Source organism: Microbacterium sp. ISL-103 (assembly GCF_018613995.1).
Lineage (GTDB): Bacteria > Actinomycetota > Actinomycetes > Actinomycetales > Microbacteriaceae > Microbacterium.
Genome location: NZ_JAGGPD010000642.1, coordinates 1 through 3,364, shown reverse-complemented (window position 1 = coordinate 3,364; position 3,364 = coordinate 1). Strand labels below are relative to the sequence as shown.

Genomic DNA, 3,364 nt, shown 5'->3' with positions numbered 1-3,364 from the left:
GGTCGCCGAGCAGCAGAACCAGATCCAGGCCATGGTCACCAACGGCGCCAAGGTCATCATCATCGGCGCGAAGGACGGCAAGCAGCTCGCCACGCAGGTGCCGGCTGCCACGGATGCCGGCGCGTACGTGATCGCGTACGACCGTCTCATCGAGAACACCGAGGCTGTCGACTACTACGTCGCGTTCGACAACTTCAAGGTCGGCCAGCTGCAGGGCCAGGCTCTGCTCGACGGCCTCGCCGAGCGCGCGGGTCACGAGGCTCCGTACAACATCGAGCTGTTCTCGGGCTCGCCGGATGACGCCAACTCGAAGGTCTTCTTCGACGGCGCCATGGACGTGCTCCAGCCGGAGATCGACAACGGCAACCTCGTCGTCGTGTCGGGTCAGACCGAGATCGCGCAGACCGCGACCGAGGGATGGCTTCCGGAGAACGCGCAGAACCGCATGGACACGCTGCTGACCTCGTCGTACAGCGGTGACGCCGTGGTCGACGGTGTGCTGTCGCCGAACGACACCCTTGCTCGCGCCATCATCACCTCGGTGCAGCAGGCCGGCAAGCCGGTTCCGGTCGTCACCGGTCAGGACTCCGAGGTCGAGTCGGTGAAGTCGATCATGGAGGGCATCCAGTACTCCACGATCAACAAGGACACCTCGCTGCTCGTCGAGCAGTCGATCAAGATGGTCGGCCAGCTTCAGAAGGGCGAGGACGTCGACGTCAACGACGAGGAGTCGTACGACAACGGCGCCAAGGTCGTTCCGGCCTACCTGCTCGACCCGATCATCGTCACCAAGGAGAACGCGGCCGAGGCATACGCCAACGTGCCGAGCCTCCTCGAGATCGTCGAGTCCTACAAGTAAGCAGTCTCGCTTCACAGCGACGAGCCGTCCTGACCTTCGGTCCGGGCGGCTCGTCTGCGTCTAGCAGCCTGTTCCTGAGGGGTCCTCGTCGCAGGTGTGGGCGACGAGTGCCGTGGTGGCGTCGAGTATGCGGATCCGCTGAGGGGCGCCGTCTGTCGTCAGCTGCCCGGTGACGGCGAGCCACCCCGCGCCGAGATCGATCTCCGCCGTGTAGCGGATGTCGACGTCTGCGAGGTAGGTGCCGGATTCCCGGTAGATGTGGCTGGTTCGTGTCGGCGTGAACTGTGCCTGGCCGAGCGCCTTCCATGTGCGTCCGGCGGCGGTCTTCGTGGCGGACTGGCCGTCTCCGTACGTGTAGTCGTAGCCGGCCGGAGTGAAGCGCACCCGCAGGGGAGAGCCGAACAGCTCGCCGCTCTGGGTCTGGACGGTGGCGGCGGCGAGGAAGTTCGTCGGCATCCCCGCGATTCCGACGTTGCCCGGTTCGGTCGCAGCACGGACGGATGCCGGAGCGAACCGCACCAGGTCGGTGATCGTGATCGCCCGTCTCGCCGGCGTCGGGGGAGTGGCCGCCGGGTGAGCGGGCGTGTTGGGGAGCCGTGCGCACCGGGTGGTTCCCGTGTCGCTCATGCACTCGGCGAACTCTTTCGCCTCGTCGCTCGGCTCCGACGGTGCTTTCGGCGCGTGGGGCCCCGCGTTGCGCGGCGCCGACCCGTCGGTGCGGTCTGTGCCCGGCTGCTGCTGGGTGCCGGACACGGTGAGAGAGTTTCCGTCCGTCGATCCGCAAAGACCCATCTTGTCGATCGAACCGGTGCAGCCGGACGTGGCGCCAAAGGCGGTTGGCGGCGTTGTCAGCGCCAGGACCAGGGTCAGGGTCAGAGCCGCGGAGAGGGTAACAATCCTGTTCAGCATGACGCCTCGTCTGCCGAGTCCTCGTGCGTGATCAGCAAGCGGTCACGATCTCCGGTGAATCGCACGAGCTGAGAAACGACGTCGCCTCGTTCGGCGGGAGTCACGTCTGCCCCGGTGTCGTCTACCACCCGCAACAGCGACACATCAATACAGAGGTAGGCGCTCACATCCGTGGTTGGACCGCCAGTGGTTGCCTCGATGCCGCGGAAAGACAAGACAATCGCCTCACCGTTTGCATGCAGTCCCCACTCCTGGAGCGAGTTCTGAGCGTCTAATTCACCCTCAAGCGCCGGTCCCGTCAGATACTGCTGTGGATCTGGCTCGGACTCACCTCGGTTTCGCGCATTCAACGCCTCGTTGTAGGCCCGATACACCTCTTCCGCGGCAGCGAACGCCTCGTCCTCGCTGGCGAACGCGGGCGTCGGGGTGGGCGTCGGTGCCGGGTCGGGTGCGCACCCGATAAGCGAGCACGTCAGTAGTGCAAGGGAGGCGCCGATCGCGGCGACCCGGCGCTCGGGCTTCGTTGTCGTGTGCATGGTCATCCTCCGCAGATCGTCGCGCCGCCGGAATACGAGGTGCATCTCTCGTCCTGTTCTCGTGGGGGCTCATCGGGATCGGGCGCGGGCGTATCTGGCGTGCCGCGGTCGGGTGCGGTGTCAGTCACCGGTGTACATCCCGCCGAAGCCCAGGTCGCAAGGAAGATGCCGAGCATCGGTAGAAGGAGGAGGGGAGCGGATTGGAGTCGCGAATGAGGAGGAGTCACCGCGCCACCGTAGTGAAATCATGCGTGGCGGCGTCGCGGTTGTCCACAGCCCCGGAGGCTCGGAGGGCGGCGTCGCTCAGAACGGCGCGCGAACAGCATCCGAATCGGTGAAAGTGACCGTGTTCGGTGCAGGAGGAGTGTCGACGTAGGTGCGGCCGATGGGGCTCGTCCATTCGACGACACCGCCCGGCTTCTGCTCGACGTGCCAGGGCGAGTGATGTTTGAGTACGTGGTGCCGTCGGCAGAACGACGCGAGGTTCGTGTCGCACGTCGACCCGCCCGTCGACGCCGAGTGGTTGTGGTCGAGGTCGCACTTCCGTGCCGCGATCCCGCACCCCGGGAAGCGACATCGCTGATCTCGAGCTCGCAGGTGCCGCCGCAGGTGGCGGCTGGGTCGGTAGCGATCGACCACGAGCACATGCCCGCCGATCGGATGCGTGAGAACTCGATCCCACCCGGATGTGAGGCCGGCCATGCGGCGTGCGGTGTCGATATCGATCGGAATCACGCCGTCGAGCTCGGCCGCCGGGCTCGCTTCGCGGTCTCGGCGTGGCTGCGAGTCGTCGGCGGACGCCGAACCCGTCGCGGCCGCCTGGGTCGTGTCTTCTGCAGCATCATCGCCATCGATCAGCGTCGTGACCGGCACGGTGACCTCGATGCGACCGCGGATCGCGCCGAGCAACCCGTCTTCGCTGTCGTGCCCTGTCGGATCGCCGCTGAGCACCAGATCGGCGAGAAGGTCGGCCCTGATCTCATCGACCGTGCGCGTGTCGGCTTCGAACTCATGGCCGGCGCGCGCAGCAGCCCGCGCGGCGCGGACGTTCCCGTCGCGC

Annotated in this window: 4 protein-coding genes; 1 reads left to right on the top strand and 3 read right to left on the bottom strand. The window is 66.6% G+C overall.

Going from position 1 to position 3,364, the window contains the following annotated elements; genetic code table 11:
• Positions 1–859 (top strand): sugar-binding protein (locus J7E68_RS19045; RefSeq protein WP_215175111.1); only part of this gene is annotated, 859 nt, incomplete at its 5' end.
• A 60-nt stretch (positions 860–919) separates the two neighbouring features.
• On the opposite strand, the gene J7E68_RS19040 is transcribed toward J7E68_RS19045, so the two are convergent.
• From J7E68_RS19040 to J7E68_RS19030, 3 genes are all read right to left on the bottom strand, one after another.
• The gene (locus J7E68_RS19040) at positions 920–1,612 is read right to left on the bottom strand and encodes a hypothetical protein (RefSeq protein ID WP_311417429.1); all 693 of its coding nucleotides are present in this window, start codon (positions 1,610–1,612) and stop codon (positions 920–922) included.
• Positions 1,613–1,761: 149 nt separating this feature from the next.
• Positions 1,762–2,310 carry a hypothetical protein gene (locus J7E68_RS19035; RefSeq protein WP_215175109.1) on the bottom strand — a complete coding sequence of 183 codons (549 nt, stop codon included), beginning with the start codon at positions 2,308–2,310 and terminating at the stop codon, positions 1,762–1,764.
• A 297-nt stretch (positions 2,311–2,607) separates the two neighbouring features.
• Positions 2,608–3,364, bottom strand: a 757-nt coding sequence (locus tag J7E68_RS19030) for an HNH endonuclease signature motif containing protein (protein WP_215175108.1), incomplete at its 5' end; no start/stop codon positions are given.

Excerpts from the sequence above, each read along its gene's own strand:
- J7E68_RS19035 (WP_215175109.1), bottom strand. The coding sequence starts at position 2,310 with ATGACCATGCACACGACAACGAAGCCCGAGCGCCGGGTCGCCGCGATC.